Below are 17,851 nucleotides of genomic sequence, written 5' to 3'. Positions count from 1 at the left end.
CAAGCGTCAAACAGCCAGCGGTCGCGTGGCGCCTTCCAGCCAGGCGCGGGTGGCGTCGTCGACCGATAGCGCCAGCTTCTCCCAGACGCGGGCGTGATAGGCGTCGATCCAGGCGCGCTCCGTCCGCCCCAGCAGGGCGGGCTCGATCAGCCGGCGCTCGAACGGCGCGAGGGTGAGGGTTTCGAATCCGAGCATCTCGCGCTCGCCGCCGGCGATCTCGCGCGGCTCCACAAGGAGCAGGTTCTCCAGCCGGATGCCGTAGCTGCCGGCCCTGTAATAGCCCGGCTCGTTGGAGAGGATCATCCCAGGGTCCAGGGCGACATTGCCTGCCTTCGAGATGCGCTGCGGGCCTTCATGCACGGAGAGGAAGCTGCCGACGCCATGCCCGGTGCCATGGTCGAAATCGAGCCCGGCCTCCCAGAGCGGCAGCCGCGCCAGCGCATCGATCTGCGCGCCCGTCGTTCCCTTGGGAAAGACGGCGCGGGCGATGGCGATATGGCCCTTGAGCACCCGGGTGTAATGCGCACGCATCTCCGGTGTCGGCTCACCGGTGACCAGCGTGCGGGTGATATCGGTGGTGCCGTCGTTGTATTGCGCGCCGGAATCGATCAGGAACAGCTCCCCCGTCCCGATTGCCCGGTTGCTCTGCGTGCTGACCCGGTAATGCACGATCGCCCCGTTGGGCCCGGCTCCGGCAATGGTGGGAAAGGCGATCTCGACGAGCGCATTGGTCTGCGCGCGCATCTCTTCCAGCTTGCACACGGCGTCGATCTCGGTGAGCTCCCCGCGCGGGGCGGTATCGGCGAACCAGGCAAGGAAGCGCGAGACCGCAACGCCGTCGCGCAGATGCGCTTCCCGGCTTCCGGCGATCTCGACCGGGTTCTTGCGGGCCTTCATCAGCGTGATCGGATCAGCCGCGACATCGGCCTCGCCGCCGGCCCGAACGACGGTTTCGCGCAGGATCTCCGCGCCGGTGGCGCTGTCGATGCGCAGCTTCGCACCACCGGAAGCGCGGGCGGTGAGGGTTTCGAGCAGGGTCTCGGGCTCGGCGAGATCGGCATGCTCCGAGATCGCCGCACGCATCGCCGCATCGATCTTGCCGCCCGCGATGAAGAGAACCGGACGGCCTTCGGCGGGGATCAGCGCAAAGCCGAGCACGATCGGCGTATGCGCGACATCCGCGCCGCGCAGATTGAAGGCCCAGCACAGATTATGCGGGTCGCTGACGACGAGGGCATCGCAGCGCGCCTCGCCGATCGCCGTACGGATCCGCGCCAGCTTGTCCGGGACGCTCTCGCCGGTCAGATCCGGATCATGCGCCCACAGCGCCGCCTGCGGCGGGGGCGGCTGGTCCTCCCAGAGCGCGTCGAGCGGGTTATCGGGCACGGCTTGCAGCAATCCGCCGACAGTCTCGACCTCCCGGCGCAGCTGCGCCACGTCCCGCGCGGTCATCAGCCACGGGTCGAAGCCGACGACATCACCCTCGCCGAGGTGCCCGGCAAGCCAGACGAAGGGTCTGGTACGCGTCGAATCGACCACTTGCCACTGCGTCATGTCGATCTGCTGCGGCGCCTGCAGGGTGTAGCGTCCGTCGGTGAACAGCGCCGCCGCACGCGCAAGCACCACGGCGAGCCCCGCCGAGCCGGTAAAACCCGTCAGCCATGCCAGCCGCTCGTCATGCGGCGGCGTGTATTCGGATTGATGCGCATCGGCGCGGGGGATGATGAAGGCGCTCAGGCCGCGTGAGGCGAGCGCGGCGCGCAGCCGCGCCAGCCGCCCCGGATCGCGTCCGCCGGCCACGGGATCGTCGAATGTCTGGAACGGACCACTCACGCAAGACCTCATCTGCTTCGATGCCTTGTCCTGTTCTGGGTCGGATGCGTGGCAGATGCAAGGTTTCGATCAGGCCGCAACCGGCCTGAACCTCGCGCGGCAAGACCCGGAAACGAAATCCCGATGACGATAATTCGAACTCATGCTGCACCGCAACACGGCAGATGCGGCTGTGGCCTGCCATATTTGTCGGCAACGTGCCGCGTCATGCGTCAAACGAGCATGTTTGAGACATTCAGCGCATGTGCATGCATGAAACGCATGGCAAACATGTCCCAGACTCCATAGCTAGGGCAGGGATGCTGACTTATATTGCGATGCAACGACAACGGAAACGCTCGGGAATGATCAGAGCGTAACCAGCTCAGGAGATGTCCCCCATGGCCTATGCCCTCAATTACCCGAACGCCCCTACCGCCGATGCGATCACCACCGAAACCACGGCAGAGCCCGTGCGCAAGGGTTTCTTCCAGCGCCTGCTCAACAGCCTTGAGCGCGCCCAGATGCGTCGCTTCGAGCGTGAGCTGATGCTCTACGCCCCGCATCTCTACGAATCCATCACGACAAGCGAAGAGTATCGCAAGATGCGCCTCGGCGACGATGCGCGGCTTCCGTTCGTGAAGTAAGTCGTCTCTGCCTGTTACGGCACTCGCGCAAGCGGCATCGTGAAAGCCCCGTCGCCCCTCAAGGACGGGGCTTTCGCGCGTTCGGGGGCGGCCAATCGCGGCAATCCGTCCTTGCCGGCCAGATCGGACTTTGCGACAAAGCGGCGGATGGGCGATGCTGCGGGCTCCGCGGCGCGATTTCGAGGTGCATGGGCATGACGCTACAGCGCGATTATCCCGCAGGCCCCCTTCTTGCCGCCAGCATCTGCGTGCTGCGCGGCGACAGGGTGTTGCTCGCGACGCGCACGCGCCCGCCGATGGACAATCTCTACACCCTGCCCGGCGGTCTGGTGGAGCCTGGCGAGACCCTCGCCGAGGCCGCTCTGCGCGAGTTGCATGAGGAAGTCGGCGTGACGGCGCGTGTGCTGGGGATGATCCGGCCGATCGAGATCATCCAGCGCGACGAAGCGGGGGCCGTGCGCGTGCATTACGTGATCTGCGCCCATGCCGCGCTCTGGGTCTCCGGCGAGCCACGCCCCGGCCCCGAAGCGGGCGCGGTAATCTGGGCCGATCCGGCGGCGCTGTCGGATCTGCCCACGACGCCGCATCTGTCCGAGATCGTCGCGGGGGCGGGTGCCCTCGTGCGGCGGCAATCGTGATGAAACACGCGATTCTCATCCTCCTTCTCGCAGCCGCATTCATGCTCACGGGGCCGGTCTCGGGATCGGCGCAGGACGGCGCGCCGTCCCGGCCGCCGTCCTATGAGGCCGATCTCATGCGTCTGGCGGAGGTCATGGGGTCGCTCGCCTTCCTGCGCGACCTGTGCGCGGCACAGGATGCGTCGGAATGGCCCGAACGCATGCAGGATCTGCTGGAGGCTGAGGGGCCGGAGCGCGCCGAGCGTCTCGCCGGGGCCTATAATCGCGGTTACGCGGCATTCGCGCTGACCTACCGGCGCTGCACCCCCGCAGCAGAAATCGCCATCGCGCGCTTTCTGGAAGAAGGCGATGCGCTCGCCGGGATGATCGCGACACGCTACGGAAACTGAAACGCGCTGCAACGAAGCCGCTCTTCTTGCCGTAGCGTCAGGCCTTTTCCACAAAACAAGCGGGTCGCGTTAACCTTTTCGTAAGGCGAGACTGGAAGCCGGCACGTCGCGGCTCTAAGGTCGCGGCTGTGGGAAGGTGGGAGAGACACGGTTTCATGCTTGAAGATTACGATTATCAGTCGGCACCGATCACCGACGTCGCCGAAGAGAAGCGCGTGGCGCTCGGCTATGTCACCGAAGCCTTCGCCGAAGCGCAGCTCGACGGTCTCGACGCGGATTGCATGGCGCAGGCCGCGATCTTCGCCGCCTTCCAGGAACTTGTCGCCACCTATGGCGAGGAAGCGGCGGCGGAATTCGCCCAGGGCTTGCCCGATCGCATCCGCGCCGGCGGTTTCTCGATCGCACCGCGCCATTGACGCGCGCCCGGGTCGCTCATACCCGCTTCATGTCCGCTCTTGAGGGTTCCGGCAGTACGGCCGGCTTGCCTTGGCACCGCCGCCGGTGCAAAAGCGCCGTTTCACCGATGACGATCATGTCGGCGATGACGACGCAGATCCGTGCAGCGCATCCGGGAGGCGGTTGAATGACCATTGCGAGCATGACCGGCTTTGCCCGGATGACGGGTACGAGCGGACCCTACAGCTTTGCCTTCGAGGCGAAATCCGTGAACGGGCGCGGCCTCGATATCCGGCTGCGCATGCCTTCGGGATGGGATGCGCTGGGCGAAGAGGCGCGCAAACGCCTCGGCAAGGTGCTCACGCGCGGCCAGTGCCAGGTTGGTCTCACTCTGACGCGGTCGGAAACTGCGCCGCGCCTTCGCGTCAATCACGATATTCTCGCAACCCTCGTCGAAGCCGTCGAACGCGCCCCGCGTTCGCAGGCTGTGGGTCCCGCCAGCCTTGACGGCCTGCTCGCCGTGCGCGGTGTCATCGATATCGTGGAAACCGATGACGAAAGCATCACGCGGGCGCTGCAGGCCGATCTCGACAAAGCGCTTGATGAACTGGCGGAAACCCTCGCCGCAGCCCGCCGCAGCGAGGGCGCGGCGCTCGCGCAGGTCATCACCGCGCAGCTCGATGCCATGGAAAGGCTCGTTGCAGCGGCGCGTGACAACCCGGCCCGCACGCCGGAGGTCATCCGCGCCCGCATTGCCGGGCAGATCGCCCGCATCATGGAGGCGGGGACCGGTTTCGATGCCGACCGCCTGCACCAGGAAGCGGTGCTGATCGCCACCCGCGCCGATATACAGGAAGAGATCGACCGGCTTGATGCCCATATTGCCGCCGCGCGGGCGCTTCTGGCCGAGGGCGGCGCCGTGGGCCGGCGGCTCGATTTTCTCGCCCAGGAATTCGGACGCGAGGCCAATACGCTGTGCTCCAAGGCCTCGGATGTGACCTTGTCGCGGGTCGGGCTGGAACTGAAGAGCGTGGTGGACCAGTTTCGCGAGCAGGTTCAGAACGTGGAGTGACGCCGATGCCCGATACCGCCCTCATCCCCCGCCGCGGCGTGCTCCTGATTCTCTCCTCGCCTTCCGGCGCCGGCAAGAGCACGCTGACGCGCAACCTGATCGAGCAGGATCACGGCATCCGGCTGTCCGTTTCGGTGACGACCCGGGCCCGGCGTGGCTCGGAAATCGACGGCGTGCATTACCGCTTCATCGCCCGCGACGACTTCCTGGAGATGCGCGAGCGCGGCGATCTCCTCGAATGGGCGGAGGTGCACGGCAATTTCTACGGCACGCCCCGCAAACCGGTCGAGCAGGCGCTCACGGCTGGCGAAGACATGATGTTCGATATCGACTGGCAGGGCACGAAGCAGATCGTCGAAAAGATGCCCGATGACGTTTCCAGCGTCTTCATCCTGCCACCCTCCATGGCCGAGCTGCGCAACCGGCTGGAGCGACGCGCCGAGGATTCGCCGGAGGTGATTGCCCGGCGCCTGGCCAATGCCCGCGAGGAAATCGCGCAATGGCAGACCTATGATTACGTGCTGATCAACGACGATCTGCAGCGTACCTTCGGCGAATTGCGCGCTATCCTCGATTCGGAGCGGCTGCGGCGCGAGCGCCATCCCGCCCTTGCCGGCTTTGTCGAAAACCTGCTCTCGGAAGAGACCTGAATTCAGCGTGTTCCGGCCAGCGCGTTGGCGATCGCCAGAAAACCGGCCACGCCGAGCTCCTCGGCGCGTGCCGTCGGCGCGATCCCCAGCGGCGTCAGCAGAGCGACGGGATCGGGATGGATCCCCTTCAGGCTCTGGCGCAGCATCTTGCGGCGCTGGCCGAACGCAGCCTGTGTCACCTTCTCCAGCATGGCGAGATCGCAGGGCGCGGGATCCGGGCGCGGGGTGAGATGCACCACGCTGGAGGTGACCTTGGGCGGTGGCACGAAGGCAGACGGCGCGACGTCGAACAGGATCGTCGCATGCGTGCGCCAGCCGCATAGCACGCCGAGGCGTCCGTAATCGGCGCGATCATCTTCATCGGCGACGATGCGTCTGGCGACCTCGCGCTGAAACATCAGCGTCGCCGATTCCCAGAACGGCGGCCATTCCGGCGCCGTCACCCAGTCGAGCAGAAGCTGCGTGCCCACATTATAGGGCAGGTTGGCGACGATCTTCGCCCGCGCATCCCCCAGAAGCGGGCGCGGATCGAAGCGCATGGCATCGGCCTCGATGATCTCCAGCCGCCCCGGATAATGCGCCGCGATCTCCTGCAAGGCCGCGATACAGCGGGAATCACGCTCGATGGCGATGACGCGCTTCGCGCCGGCTGCGAGCAGCGCCCGCGTCAGCCCGCCCGGGCCGGGCCCGACCTCGATCACCGTTTCGAGCGTCCCTGCCGAGCGGGCGATGCGGCTGGTGAGATTGAGATCGAAGAGGAAATTCTGCCCCAGCGCCTTCCTCGGCGCGAGATCGAAACGCTGGACCACATCACGCAGGGGCGGCAGATCGTCGATCGCAGCCATGGCGCTCTCAGGCCTTGCCGGTGGCGAGGCGCGCGCCGAGGCGCAGGGAAGCGATCAGGCTGTCGGGCCGCGCCACGCCCTTGCCGGCAATGTCGAAGGCCGTGCCGTGATCCGGCGAGACGCGCAGGAAGGGCAGGCCGAGCGTGACGTTCACCGCCTCGTCGAAGGCGATGGTCTTGATCGGGATCAGTGCCTGGTCGTGATACATGCACAAGGCGGCATCGAAACCGGCGCGGGCGCGGGCATGAAACAGCGTATCGCCGGGATAGGGCCCGCGCGCATCGATCCCCTCGCCTTGCAATTGCGCGATGGCCGGCGCGATGACATCGACCTCCTCGCGCCCCATCGTGCCGTTCTCGCCCGCATGCGGGTTTAGCCCGGCAATGGCGAGTCGCGGCGCATCGATGCGAAAACGCCTGCGCAGATCACGGTCCACGATCCGCCCGGTCTCGACGATCAGATCGCGGGTGAGCTGCGTCGGCACCTCCGCCAGCGGGATATGCACCGTGACCGGCACCACGGCGAGCCCCTCGCTCCACAGCATCATCACCGAACGCGGCGGTTTCGTCGCGCCATCCGCGCCCGCATCCGCACAGAGCGCGGCGAGGAATTCCGTATGGCCGGGATGGCGGAAACCGGCTTCGTAGAGCACATGCTTGGCGATCGGATTGGTCGCCACGCAGGAGACCTCACCCGCCCGCGCAAGTGAGACCGCCCGCTCGATCGATTCGATCACGGCAGCCGCATTGGCCGGATCGGGCTTGCCGGGCGCGGCCTGCGCCGGGTTTTGCAAGGACATCACCGGAAGGGCGCGTGCGAAAACGGCTGCCGCTTCATCCGCCCGGTTGATGGTTGCGAGCGGGATATCCGCAGCCTGCGCTTCGATGCTGCGCGCCAGATGCTGCGGATCGGCGAGCATGAAGAAACAAAGGCCCGGATCGTGGTGCAAGATCCGCCAGGCGCGCCAGGCGATCTCCGGGCCGATACCTGCGGGATCGCCAAGGGTGAGGGCGATCGGCGCGGCCCGCGTCACGGCGCTATGCCTTGTTGGTCCTCTTCAAGACTGCGCGTCACGCCGACACCGCCAAGCGAGCGCAATTCGAGCTGCAGCATGATGGTTCGATTCTGATCGCGCGTACCGAGCGAGCCGTCTTGCGGGCGGGCGCTGTAGGTCACGGTGAAAGTCGTGCATTCATCCGCATAACCGAGACCGAGCGACATGGAAGCGACGGAGAAGCGGTCGGATTCCGGCGCGCCACTGCGCCGGTCGTCGAGATAGCGCGACAGATCGAACATCACCGAACCCGTCGCAAACCAGTGCGGCGAGAGCTCGACCCGGCTCGAAACCTGCAAGCCCTCGCGGCGATCCGGATAGCCCAGTTCCGGCTGCGGCGCGAAACGCGCATAAGTCACCGCACCCTGGAATCGGTCGAAATTGACGCGTGCACCCGCTTCCAGGCGCTTCATATCGAAAGTGCTGCGATCAAAGCGCCCGCGCGCATCGATCGAGAACATCTCGTTGGGGCTCAGGCTGACCCGCCCGACATAATCCGAAAAGCGTGATTCGAGACCGGAATCGCGTCCGGTATTGACGAGATCGCCTGACCGGAACGAGTTGCGTCCGGCCAGTTGTACGGATTGTCCGAGTTGGGCTTCCGCCCTGAAGCCGTCGCGCCCGGTCAGCCCGTAACGCAGCGCATAACTGCCACGCACCCCGCCCTCGACGCGGTCGTAGCCGGAAAAACGGTCCCAGCTGAACAGATTGCTTTCATCGAAGACGAGGCTCTGCGCATCCTCGTTGGGCAACCGCCCGATCCGGCTCTCATTCGGCCGCGCCACGATCTGCGCAATCGGCTCCAGCGCGTGAACACCGAAATTGCCCGCGCGCGCGATCATCGGCAACCGGTATTCGAGACCCACGCCCGGAGTCATGCGCCCGTGGAAACGGTCGCTCGAGCCCATCAGATTGGCGGTTTCGGCGTTCTGGAAGCCGGAAGTGCGCGGCGACGACCAGATCCCGTCAGCGCGCAGATAGGCAAACGGCGTCCAGCTCTGCCCGAGCCCGTCGATGATCTGGCGGCGCCACGAGACCTGGCTGGTCAGGCGAGAATATGAACCGGCGACGCCGGGCAGCAGGCATTGGTCACGGTTGAAGGCGCCGGATGCGCAGGTGTCGAAAATGCCACCGAAACGACCGCGCGCATTCGGATCTCGCGGGTCGGCGGCACGAAACTGGGATGTTTCACGCGACAGGCTGACGAAATTCACGTCGAGCGCCAGCTCACCCCCGATGGCAGGCGGCGCGTCGATCCGTTTGTTGTAATCCAGGACCGGATGGACCACCGGCTGATGCTGCTGGAAATCGCGCGTCGCGAGCGCCTTGAAGTAATAGCCGCGCAGATCGAAGAAGGAACGCTCACCGCGACCGGTCAGGTAGACCTGCGAGACGGCCTCGCGGTTATAGTGACTGGTCAGCGTTGCGGCATTGATGCCGTAATTGTCGAGATACCACTTGTCGGTGACGCCGGTAATGTCCCAGCCCCAATGCCAGCGCCGGTTGATCCCGAACCGCCCGGTGGTCTGGATCGAGCCTCGAAAATTCCGATCGCCGGGGCCGGATGGCGGCGCCTTGAACTGCGTGCGGTCCTGCTGGAAGATACCGGTCGCGCGGATGCCGTAAGACCCGGTCAGGAGCCGGTGGCGCCATTCCACGTCGCCCAATACGCCTTGCCGGGAGAGGAATTGCGGACGGAAGGTGAGATCGTGATTGGGGCCCGTCTCCCAGAAGAACGGGACCGTCACACCAGGGCCCAGCGCCTCGTTCAGGGAAATCGTCGGGGTGAGAAAGCCGGTCTTGCGCTTGACCGTCGGATCCGGCGACCAGAAATACGGCAGATAGGCCACGGGAACGCCGAGGAATTCCAGCGCGGCGTTCTCGTAATAGATCGTCTTCGTTTCCTTGTCGTGGATCACCCGCGCAGCGCGCACCTGCCAGAAGGGCGGCCTGCCGGGATTCTCTTCGCAAGTGTCACACGCCGTGTAGGTGCCGCGATGAAAGATGGTCTGCTCGCCCTCGATCCGCTCGGCCCGGCGCGCGCTGAAGCGCCCCGTTCCCGGGCGCCCGAAACCGTCATCGCTGATATCCTGCTCGACCTGCAGCGAATCGATGAAGCCGCTGCGGAAATCATCAGTGAGCTCGAAGAAGGAGGCGGTGCCGACAGTGCCATCGGCATCGACGAGACGGGCATTGCCTTCGGCGAAGACGCGGCTGGTATTGCGGTCATAGGTAACACGATCTGCCTGCAGTGAACGACCGCCGTAATACATTTCGACGTTGCCGGCGGCGATGACGCGATTCCGGTCGTTGTCATAGATGAGTTCATCGGCCTCGAGCAGCAGACGCTGCGGGCCTTCACCGGCTGCGCGTGCGGCGACGACGTCGTCGAGCCCGCCCTGCGCCTGCGCGGGGAGCGACACGATTCCCGTACTCAACGCTGTCACGAGCGCCAGCGTGGCGATCGCGCTACCGACCCGTCTCATTCCCGCTCCCTGCCTCGAACCTGCCCGGAGGATCATCAACCATCCTCCTGATAAAGCAAGGCCAGCACGCCGAGCAAACTGCCCACCACAGCGGGGAACCACGCGGCGAGGGTCGTTCCAACCAGACCCGAAGCCCCGAGATCCTCCATCAGCTCGGTAGCGACGTAAAGCAGAAAACCCGCCGCGACGCCACCCAGAACCAACGGCCCCACACCACCAAACCTGAAGAATCTTAAAGAAACGGAAGCCGCGACGAGAACCATGGCGACGAAGAGCAGGGGCCGGGCGAGCAGACTCTCGTAGCGCAGCTGATAGGCGGTTGCGTCGAGCCCGGCGCGACGGGTCTGTTCGGCCCTCTCGCGCAGGCTCCAGAACGGAACTGATTCGGGCGGCATGAAGCTTCTCCGCAACTGGTCCGGTTCGAGACCCGATGGCAAAAGGTATCTGTCGAAGCGTTCCGGTTCGCCTTCGATCGCGATCACGCGCGCATCGCGCATTTCCCAATATCCGGAGCGCAATACCGCCGATCCTGCTTCGATTCGCTCGCGAAAGCCCCCCTGAAGATCGAAGCGAAAAACCGTTACTGCGGCGATCTCGGTCGACCCTTCCATGACACTGCCGGCGCGGATGATCGCCGAGCCGTCTTCCTGACGCTGGCGAATCCAGATGTCGCGACCCGTATGCGCCTGCGGCGAGGATGAGAAAATCCGCGTCTCGACCTCGCTGGCATACTGCTTCAGGATCGCTGCCGCCGGATTGTAGGCGAGGATCGAGAAGATGCCGATCCCGCCTGCAATGACGAGACCCGGAAACAGGAATTGCCAGACCGAGATTCCGGCAGCGCGGACCACCACCAGCTCGAGCTTGCGCGACAGGGTCAGAAGCGTCGTCATTGCGCCGATCAGGATGGCGAAGGGCAGGACCTGCTCGGTCACGGAAGGTGTGCGCAGAAGTGCCAGCTGAGCCATCCAGAGGGGTGTTGCGCCTGCGACATCGCCTGCACGGCGCACCAGTTCGACGAAATCGAGAATATAGACGAGACCGAACACCGTGAAGAAGACAGTGGCGATGCTGCGCAGGAACTGCCGACCGATATAGCGTGCGAGTGTGTAACCGACGGGCATTTCAACCGACTCCGCCGGGAGGCGCAGAGCGCAGGCGCGCCGGCAGGGCGGGTAGCTTGGGTGCGGGCAGCATGCGCCGCAAGCGCGCGCCGTGATTCATGATCACGAAAGCGCCGATCAGGGTAAGGACCGGTATGGCCCAGACCATGACCACGGCGATATCCGAGCGCGCTGCAGCACTCGTCGCGGCAAACCCCGCCACGCGCAGGGCAACGACACCGCCGATCGCAGCCGCTATGGCGAGCCCGCGTCCCTGGCGTGTGGTACGTGCGTCACCGAGAGCGGCGAACGCGATCGCCGCCATGGCGAGCACGTAGAGCCAGGCGCTGAGCCGATCATGCAATTCGGATCGGAACCGTCCCGGAAAGGCGGCGTAGACCGGGTCACTGTCGTCGATCGTGAGCAATTCGCCGGTTGAGCGCTCGCGCGGCTTGAAGAAGGTGAGATCTCCCTGCGGCGCGAAGGCGGATAGGTCGACCGCATAGCGCTTGAAGGCGACGATGGAGCTGTCACGGGCACCGGGAGTGAGCGTATGCACGCTGCCGCGTTCGAGCACGAGATAGCTCTCCTCGTCCACCTGAGCGATCTGGCCGATTTCGGCGATATAGACGAGAGTGCGCCGTTCATCGCGGCGATCCTGCAGGAAGATCCCCATCAAGGCTTCGCCGGAGCGCTCGCGAAACGAGAAGGTAACGCCCCGGTCGATCTCCGTGAATTGCCCCTCACGCACCAGATTGGCGACGAAATCGGCGCGAATCTGGGTGATCAGGAAGCGCAGTTCATTGAAACTGGCCGGCACCAGCACCACAGCCATGACGCCGACCATGGCGGCCACGCCACCGGTCAGCCAGCCGAAGGGGCGCATGATCCGCCAGAACGACATGCCCGCCGCATTCATCACCACGAGCTCCGAATCGCCATTGAGCTTGTTCAGCGTATAGAGAATGGCAATGAACAGAGCCACCGGCGCGATGATGGCGACGAGGGCCGGCAGCGACAGCAATGTGAAGGTGAGAAAGACGACAAGCGTCTGCCCCTGCCCGGTGAGCAGATCCACTTCGCGTAGCGCCTGGGTCAGCCAGATCACCGCCGTCAGACCAAGCAGGCAGACGAGGAAGGCGGTGACCGCAATCTTGAGGATATAGCGTTCGACGAGCGGCATGCAGCGTGTCACTCCCACTGCTGATCTGGCTAGCCCAGCCTCGCGCCGCTGGCAAGCGCGGGCTCCATGCGCTCCGCTCACCAATGCGCGAGCTTGGATCTCGGCTGTACCGGGCTGCGCGACGATCAGCGCTCGGTGAGCTTGAATTCGATGCGGCGATTGCGGGCATAGGCCTCTTCGGTCGTACCCGTATCGATCGGCTGGAACTCGCCGAAACCGGCTGCGAGCAGATTCTCCGGCGGCACCCCGGCATCAATCAGATATTCCACCACCTCGATGGCACGGGCCGACGAGAGATGCCAGTTCGAAGGAAAACGCGCCGTCGCGATCGGCCGGTCATCGGTATGCCCGTCGACGCGCAGCACCCAGGCGATATCGGGCGGGATTTCCTCGGCAAGTTCCAGGATCGCCGCAGCCACGCGATCGAGTTCGGGTTGCGGGCCCTCGCGCAGCTCGGCGGTCCCGAGCGGGAAGAGCACCTCCGACTGGAAGACGAAGCGGTCGCCGACGATGCGGATATCGTCGCGCTCGCCGAGAATCTGGCGCAAACGCCCGAAAAAATCGGAGCGGAAACGGGCGAGTTCCTGCACACGCTGGGCGAGCGCCACGTTCAACCGGCTGCCCAGATCGGCGATCCGCGCCTGACTCTCGCGATCACGCGCCTCGCTGGCATCAAGCGCGGATTCCAGCGCGGCGATCTGCCGACGCAGAGCCGAGATCTGCTGGTTGAGGATGTCGATCTGGTTTTCCGCGCGCGAGGTCGCTTCCTGCTCGCCCACGAGTGCCTCGGCCAGCTCCTCGGCCCGATCCGAAACGCCTTCCCCGGCATCAAGCATGGCTTGCAGGCGGGCCTGTTCGGCCTCGGATTCGGACAGCGTGCTCTCCAGCGAGCCCAGCGTGTCTTCCAGCTCACGCCGCGTCGAGCGCTCCAGGGCGAGCAGATCAGTCAGTTCCGCGATCTGGCGGTTGAGCCGGTCCATCACGGTATCACGCCCGGAGATCTCCTGGGTCAGGAAGAACTGGCCGAGCACGAAAATCGAGAGCAGGAAGACAATCACGAGCAGAAGCGTCGACAGGGCATCGACATAGCCCGGCCAGTAATTCAGACCGCGATCGCGTCTGGAGCGGGGCGCCAGCGCCATGGCTCAGCCCTTGTCCTGTGACGAGAGCCGCTCCAGCACGGCCTTCAGTTCCTTCTCACGGGTGGCCTGCGCCTCCACCCAGTCGCGGATCATCTGTTGCTCGGAACGCATGTGCTGCACGAGCCCCTGGATGCCCTCGGCGAGGTTGGCCATGGCCTGCGTCGCCTGCCGCCCGCCGCCGCCTTCATTGATGGTGGTGGTGAGCTTGTCGAGGGCGCCTGCCAGCTCCGCGCCGCCGAAGCCCGTCGCCGCAGGCATGCCGCGCGGTGCCTCGATCACCGGCTCCTCTACCGCGTGAGCGGTAAGATAATCCTCGAGCTCGGTGAAGAAACGGCTCTGTGCCTGGCCCGCCTGCAGATCAAGAAAGCCGACGACGAGTGATGAGCCGAGGCCGAAAAGCGACGATGAAAAGGCGATGCCGATACCGATCAGCGGCGAGGCGAGGGAGTTTTTCAATTCGTCGAAGAGAACCGCCGCGTCGCCGCCCGTGGGAAGATCGGCGATGTTGCGCCCGACAGCCCCCACGGTCTCGATCAGCCCCCAGAAAGTCCCGAGCAGACCAAGCAGGATCAGCAGACCCGCGAGATAGCGCACGATTTCGCGGCTCTCGTCGAGGCGCGCGCCGATCGTGTCGAGCAGGGTCCGCATCGTGCCGGCATCGATGCTGACCGCGCCATTGCCGGTTTTGCGACCGATGGTCTGGGCGATCGGGGCCAGCAGGACCGGGGCGCGACCCTGATAGGCGCCGTCGCGCAGATCCAGCGAATTCACCCAGCGCACCTCCCGGAACAGCCGCGCCACCTGCCTGATGGCGAGGATGATGCCGACCAGCAGCACCCCGACGATCAGGCCGTTGAGGCCCGGATTGCTCAGGAAGGCGTTCCAGATCGGCCGATACAGGATGAAGGCCAGAAAACCCGCCAGAATCAGAAAGACCGCCATGCGGATCAGATAGATCCGGGGTGCGCTCAAGGGTTTGGGCGTCTCGACCGCCATATTTCCAACCGCCATGTTGTTCGACCGCAGATCACGGCCATCGCTGCCCGCCTGGCGACCACGCTTCCACGATGGCCCGCCGACAGATATTTCCCGGATTCAGAGCGTGATCCGAACCGACGGAGCCGGCCCCACACCCGAACGATCTTTTGCCGCATCATTGTCCCGTCAGCCGGTAACCACCTGACACGATGATGCTTTAGCACAGGCACGCCCGCATTGACCATGGCCTGACGCGCGTCGTCGCGACCCGTTCGATTCGCCGGCGCACCGGCGCAAGGCGGTGCGGCGGAAGCGGGTGTGCGCGTTTGGTGGCCGCGCGATTGTTGCCATCGGGGCACCGGGCGCGTAAGCCCGATCATGGCAAGCGCGCATGCCGCGACAAGCGATGATGGAACGCCATGACCGATTCCCGCCATCCGGATGATAACGGCAAGATTGATGCCGACCCCGAAAGCGGTCCTGCGGATGGCCGGAAGGGCCCGACCCCGCGTCTCCTGCGCTTCGTGACGACCCCGATCGGCTGGCTCTTCGGGCAGGCCTATCTTCTGCTCGCGCTGACCATGCTGATGTGGGGCGGCAATGCCGTGGCCAGCCGTCTCGCCGTGGGCGAGATTTCGCCGATGGCGCTGACCTGTCTGCGCTGGACCGTGGTCATCGTCATCGCGGTCGCGATTGCACACAAGGAGCTGGTGCGCGAATGGCCGCTTCTGCGCGAGAAGCTGCCCATGATCATCGGCATGGGCGCGCTCGGCTTCACCGGTTTCAACGCCCTGTTCTATGTCGGCGCGCATTATACCACCGCTGTCAACCTCACCATCATCCAGGGCGCGATGCCCATCATCGTGCTGATCGGCGCCTTGCTGGTCTATGGTACGCGCATCACGCCCCTGCAGGTGGCGGGCACGATCGTGACGCTCACCGGCGTGGCGCTCGTGGCCACGCGCGGGGAACTCGCGACGCTCCTGCAATTCGCCTTCAATCCGGGCGACCTGCTGATGCTGTGCGCCTGTGTACTCTATGCCGGTTACACACTCGGCTTGCGCAACCGACCGCAGGTCTCGGGGCTCGCCTTCTTCGCCATCCTCGCCATCATCGCCTTCATCACCGCGGTTCCGCTGCTGGGCATCGAGATCGCCATGGGGCAGGTTCGATGGCCGACCCTGAACGGCTGGCTGATCATCCTCTATGTCTCGCTGTTTCCCTCGCTGATCGCGCAGCTGTGCTTCATGCGTGCGGTCGAGTTGATCGGTCCGGGGCGCTCGGGCCTGTTCGTCAATCTCGTCCCGATCTTCGGCGCCGGTCTCGCCGTGATGATCCTCGCCGAACCCTTCCGGATCTACCATGCCGCCGCCCTCGCCTTCGTCCTGGGTGGCATTGCGCTGGCGGAGCGCAAGCGCGGGCAGTAGACAATGCACGGCGCGGCGAATCCGTGAACACAGACCAACGCGGTTTCCGCGTGGCGCCGTCTCGCGCGGCCCGGCGGGATCGGGCAGTATCGCGGCAAGACAGGATCCGGCGTGCGCGCGCCGCAAACAACGCATTCGCGGAGGAAGCCCATGACGAAGACCTATTCGATCGCAGTCATTCCCGGTGACGGAATCGGCAAGGAAGTGGTGCCGGAGGGCGTGCGTGTTCTCGAAAAGGCCGCCAAACGCCATGGTTTCACCGTCAAGCTCGACTGGTTCGACTTCGCCTCCTGCGACTATTACGCGAAGCACGGGCAGATGATGCCCGATGACTGGAAAGCGCAGATCGGCGGGCATGACGCGATCTTCTTCGGTGCCGTAGGCTGGCCCGATACCGTGCCCGATCATGTTTCGCTCTGGGGTTCGCTTTTGAAATTCCGCCGCGAATTCGATCAATACGTCAATCTGAGACCCGTGAAGCTGATGCCCGGCGTGCAATCGCCGCTGGCGGGTCGCGAGCCGGGTGATATCGATTTCTACGTGGTGCGCGAGAATACGGAAGGCGAATATTCCTCCGTCGGCGGGCGCATGTTCGCCGGCACCGAACGCGAGGTGGTGATCCAGGAAACGGTGATGAGCCGGGTGGGCGTGGATCGCGTTCTCAAATACGCCTTCGAGCTGGCGCGCCGCCGCGCGCGCAAGCACGTGACCTCGGCGACGAAGTCGAACGGCATCTCCATCACCATGCCCTATTGGGACGAGCGCATGGAGGCGATGGCGGCGCAATATCCCGACATCACCTGGGACAAGTTCCATATCGACATCCTCACCGCCCATTTCGTGCTGCATCCCGACTGGTTCGACGTGGTCGTGGCCTCCAACCTGTTCGGCGACATCCTCTCCGATCTCGGCCCCGCCTGCACCGGCACGATCGGCATTGCGCCATCGGGCAATATCAACCCCGAAAACGCCTTCCCCTCGCTGTTCGAACCGGTCCACGGCTCGGCCCCCGACATTGCCGGGCAGGGAATCGCCAATCCGATCGGGCAGATCTGGTCCGGCGCGATGATGCTCGATCATCTGGGCGAGCGCGAAGCGGCAGCCGAGATCGTCGCCGGAATCGAGCGGGTTCTCGCGGAAAAGACCCTGCGCACGGGCGATCTGGGTGGAAATGCGGATACGGTCACTTGCGGAAAGGCGGTGGAAGAGGCCATCTGAGCGATATTGCCGTATCGATCATGAAGGAGCCTCGTGCCCGATGACACAGATCCCCGATATCGCCCGCTCCCCCGCCGCGACCGACCCGCTCTCCCCGATGAAGCCGGGGGCATTCTCCACGAAGGCATGGCAGGACAATCTCACGCTCTATGAGACCATCCGCACCATGCCCTTCAACGAGGAGCTCGCCGCCGGCACGCTCTCGAAGGCGCGTTTCACGCAATATATCGTGCAGGATGCGCACTATCTGATCGGTTTCGGGCGCGCGCTCGCCATTGCGGCGGCGAAAGCCCCGCATCCCGACCAGATCGTGCAGTTCTCCAAGGGTGCCGAAGTCGCGATTGTGGTCGAGCGCTCGCTGCACGGTTCGTTCTTCGATGATTTCGGCATCACGCAGGACATGTTCGAGACGACCCCTGTCTCGCCCGGCTGCAGCCATTACGTCTCCTATTTGCTGGCCACCGCCTGGAGCGAGCCCTACGAGGTGGTGCTGGCCGCCCTCCTGCCCTGTTTCTGGATCTATGCCGAGATCGGGCGCGACATCCATGCCCGCGCCAGTGAGAACAACCCCTACCAGGCCTGGATCGACACCTATGCCGGCGAGGAATTCCACGATGCGGTGCGCGCCATGATCGCCACCACCGATGCCGCAGCGGCTGCGGCATCGGCGAACAATCTTGCACGGATGCATTTTTCATATCGCCGCGCAACGCAGCTCGAATACATGTTCTGGGATTCCGCCTACCGTCTGGAAGATTGGCCCGTCTGATAGTCTTGCGTTCATGCAATAAAATGCAGCGCCCGTACGGGT

General features: G+C 64.9%; 17 protein-coding genes. 9 read left to right on the top strand and 8 right to left on the bottom strand.

What is annotated here, in order from left to right; all coding sequences use genetic code 11:
* Positions 1-6: 6 nt before the first annotated feature.
* Positions 7-1,845 carry an aminopeptidase P family protein gene (locus GA0071312_RS03935; protein WP_108721791.1) on the bottom strand — a complete coding sequence of 613 codons (1,839 nt, stop codon included), beginning with the start codon at positions 1,843-1,845 and terminating at the stop codon, positions 7-9.
* A 368-nt stretch (positions 1,846-2,213) separates the two neighbouring features.
* On the opposite strand from GA0071312_RS03935, the gene GA0071312_RS03930 reads away from it, so the two are divergent.
* The 6 genes from GA0071312_RS03930 (at position 2,214) to gmk (ending at position 5,604) form a co-directional block, all read left to right on the top strand.
* Positions 2,214-2,459 carry a hypothetical protein gene (locus tag GA0071312_RS03930; RefSeq protein WP_074443691.1) on the top strand — a complete coding sequence of 82 codons (246 nt, stop codon included), beginning with the start codon at positions 2,214-2,216 and terminating at the stop codon, positions 2,457-2,459.
* Positions 2,460-2,653: 194 nt separating this feature from the next.
* The gene (locus tag GA0071312_RS03925; RefSeq protein WP_074444198.1) at positions 2,654-3,097 is read left to right on the top strand and encodes an NUDIX hydrolase; all 444 of its coding nucleotides are present in this window, start codon (positions 2,654-2,656) and stop codon (positions 3,095-3,097) included.
* The gene (locus tag GA0071312_RS03920; RefSeq protein ID WP_074443690.1) at positions 3,097-3,486 is read left to right on the top strand and encodes a TIGR02301 family protein; all 390 of its coding nucleotides are present in this window, start codon (positions 3,097-3,099) and stop codon (positions 3,484-3,486) included. Before GA0071312_RS03925 ends, GA0071312_RS03920 begins: the two co-directional genes overlap by 1 nt.
* Positions 3,487-3,641: 155 nt before the next feature.
* Positions 3,642-3,902, top strand: a complete 261-nt coding sequence (locus tag GA0071312_RS03915) for a hypothetical protein (protein WP_074443689.1) — start codon at positions 3,642-3,644, stop codon at positions 3,900-3,902.
* A gap of 167 nt (positions 3,903-4,069) precedes the next feature.
* Positions 4,070-4,954, top strand: coding sequence for a YicC/YloC family endoribonuclease (locus GA0071312_RS03910; protein WP_074443688.1), 885 nt, complete (start codon positions 4,070-4,072; stop codon positions 4,952-4,954).
* A 5-nt stretch (positions 4,955-4,959) separates the two neighbouring features.
* Positions 4,960-5,604, top strand: a complete 645-nt coding sequence (gene gmk, locus GA0071312_RS03905; RefSeq protein ID WP_074443687.1) for a guanylate kinase — start codon at positions 4,960-4,962, stop codon at positions 5,602-5,604.
* Between the two features lie 2 nt (positions 5,605-5,606).
* Here gmk and rsmA read toward each other — a convergent pair whose 3' ends face one another.
* The 7 genes from rsmA to GA0071312_RS03870 all read right to left on the bottom strand — a co-directional run bounded on the left by rsmA (position 5,607) and on the right by GA0071312_RS03870 (position 14,428).
* Positions 5,607-6,449, bottom strand: a complete 843-nt coding sequence (gene rsmA, locus GA0071312_RS03900) for a 16S rRNA (adenine(1518)-N(6)/adenine(1519)-N(6))-dimethyltransferase RsmA (RefSeq protein WP_074443686.1) — start codon at positions 6,447-6,449, stop codon at positions 5,607-5,609.
* 7 nt (positions 6,450-6,456) lie between these two features.
* A complete protein-coding gene (pdxA, locus tag GA0071312_RS03895) occupies positions 6,457-7,482 on the bottom strand; it encodes a 4-hydroxythreonine-4-phosphate dehydrogenase PdxA (protein WP_074443685.1) in 1,026 nt (341 codons plus the stop codon).
* On the bottom strand, positions 7,479-9,989 hold the full coding sequence (locus tag GA0071312_RS03890) for an LPS-assembly protein LptD (RefSeq protein ID WP_238947084.1): 2,511 nt from the start codon (positions 9,987-9,989) through the stop codon (positions 7,479-7,481). Before GA0071312_RS03890 ends, pdxA begins: the two co-directional genes overlap by 4 nt.
* A 35-nt stretch (positions 9,990-10,024) precedes the next feature.
* Entirely contained in the window at positions 10,025-11,113 is a 1,089-nt protein-coding gene (gene lptG, locus GA0071312_RS03885) for an LPS export ABC transporter permease LptG (protein ID WP_074443683.1), read from the bottom strand.
* Position 11,114: 1 nt separating this feature from the next.
* Positions 11,115-12,275, bottom strand: a complete 1,161-nt coding sequence (gene lptF / locus GA0071312_RS03880; protein ID WP_074443682.1) for an LPS export ABC transporter permease LptF — start codon at positions 12,273-12,275, stop codon at positions 11,115-11,117.
* 125 nt (positions 12,276-12,400) lie between these two features.
* Entirely contained in the window at positions 12,401-13,417 is a 1,017-nt protein-coding gene (locus GA0071312_RS03875) for a peptidoglycan -binding protein (protein ID WP_074443681.1), read from the bottom strand.
* Positions 13,418-13,420: 3 nt separating this feature from the next.
* Positions 13,421-14,428, bottom strand: coding sequence for a flagellar motor protein MotA (locus GA0071312_RS03870; RefSeq protein WP_074443680.1), 1,008 nt, complete (start codon positions 14,426-14,428; stop codon positions 13,421-13,423).
* A 548-nt stretch (positions 14,429-14,976) separates the two neighbouring features.
* Between GA0071312_RS03870 and GA0071312_RS03865 the strand changes: the two genes are divergently transcribed.
* From GA0071312_RS03865 to tenA, 3 genes are all read left to right on the top strand, one after another.
* Positions 14,977-15,822 carry a DMT family transporter gene (locus GA0071312_RS03865; protein ID WP_238947130.1) on the top strand — a complete coding sequence of 282 codons (846 nt, stop codon included), beginning with the start codon at positions 14,977-14,979 and terminating at the stop codon, positions 15,820-15,822.
* A gap of 150 nt (positions 15,823-15,972) precedes the next feature.
* A complete protein-coding gene (locus tag GA0071312_RS03860; RefSeq protein WP_074443679.1) occupies positions 15,973-17,040 on the top strand; it encodes a tartrate dehydrogenase in 1,068 nt (355 codons plus the stop codon).
* A gap of 97 nt (positions 17,041-17,137) precedes the next feature.
* Positions 17,138-17,809 (top strand): thiaminase II, encoded by a 672-nt coding sequence (gene tenA / locus GA0071312_RS03855; protein WP_074444196.1) that lies wholly within the window; start codon positions 17,138-17,140, stop codon positions 17,807-17,809.
* Positions 17,810-17,851 lie beyond the last annotated feature (42 nt).

Source organism: Saliniramus fredricksonii (assembly GCF_900094735.1).
Taxonomy (GTDB): Bacteria; Pseudomonadota; Alphaproteobacteria; order Rhizobiales; family Beijerinckiaceae; genus Saliniramus; species Saliniramus fredricksonii.
Note: the sequence above shows the minus strand (reverse complement) of the source record. Positions and strands in the feature narration are given on the sequence as shown.